The organism is Anaerococcus sp. HMSC065G05, from assembly GCF_001812365.1.
Taxonomy (GTDB): Bacteria; Bacillota; Clostridia; order Tissierellales; family Peptoniphilaceae; genus Anaerococcus; species Anaerococcus vaginalis.
Genome location: NZ_KV808720.1, coordinates 1 through 1342 on the forward strand (window position 1 = coordinate 1; position 1342 = coordinate 1342).

The 1342-nt window shown below is 49.4% G+C and carries 1 rRNA gene; it reads right to left on the minus strand.

The features are described 5' to 3' along the window. Nucleotides 1-34: 34 nt before the first annotated feature. A 16S ribosomal RNA gene (locus tag HMPREF2852_RS07055) occupies nt 35-1342 on the minus strand; the annotation flags it as partial.

Consider the following 1342-nt stretch of genomic DNA (forward strand, 5'->3'; position numbering starts at 1 on the left):
GGTAAAAGTCAGCGTACCGACTTTTTACTCTTAGAAAGGAGGTGATCCAGCCGCACCTTCCGATACGGCTACCTTGTTACGACTTCACCCCAGTTACTGACCCTACCTTCGACTGCTGCGTCCAATTGGTTCGCTCACAGGCTTCGGGTATTGCCAACTCCCATGGTGTGACGGGCGGTGTGTACAAGACCCGGGAACGCATTCACCGCGACATTCTGATTCGCGATTACTAGCAACTCCAACTTCATGTACTCGAGTTGCAGAGTACAATCCGAACTGGGACAGACTTTGTGAGTTTCGCTTCAGATCGCTCTTTCGCTGCCCTCTGTATCTGCCATTGTAGCACGTGTGTAGCCCAAGTCATAAAGGGCATGATGATTTGACGTCGTCCCCACCTTCCTCCGGTTTATCACCGGCAGTATCGCTAGAGTCCCCAACTTAATGATGGTAACTAACGATAGGGGTTGCGCTCGTTATGGGACTTAACCCAACATCTCACGACACGAGCTGACGACAACCATGCACCACCTGTAATACAGCTCACCGAAGTGATAAGCAATTATCTCTAACTCCCTCCGTATTATGTCAAGACTTGGTAAGGTTCTTCGCGTTGCGTCGAATTAAACCACATGCTCCGCTGCTTGTGCGGGTCCCCGTCAATTCCTTTGAGTTTCACACTTGCGTGCGTACTCCCCAGGCGGAGTGTTTAATGCGTTAGCTGCGGCTCCCAGATTATTCCAAGAACCTAACACTCATCGTTTACAGCGTGGACTACCAGGGTATCTAATCCTGTTTGCTACCCACGCTTTCGTACCTCAGCGTCAGATGATGACCAGAAAGTCGCCTTCGCCACCGGTATTCTTCCTAATATCTGCGCATTTCACCGCTACACTAGGAATTCCACTTTCCCTTTCATCTCTCAAGCCTAACAGTTTTAAAAGCTTTATATAGTTGAGCTATATTATTTCACTTCTAACTTACTAGGCCGCCTACGTACCCTTTACGCCCAATGATTCCGGACAACGCTCGGTCCATACGTATTACCGCGGCTGCTGGCACGTATTTAGCCGGACCTTATTCTTATGGTACTGTCATTTTCATCCCATAAAAAAGATTTTTACAACCCGAAGGCCTTCTAAATCACGCGGCGTCGCTGCATCAGGGTTTCCCCCATTGTGCAAAATTCCCCACTGCTGCCTCCCGTAGGAGTTTGGGCCGTGTCTCAGTCCCAATGTGGCCGTACACTCTCTCAAGCCGGCTACTGATCGTCGCCTTGGTGGGCTTTTATCTCACCAACTAGCTAATCAGACGCAAGTCCATCTTACACCGATAAATCTTTGGT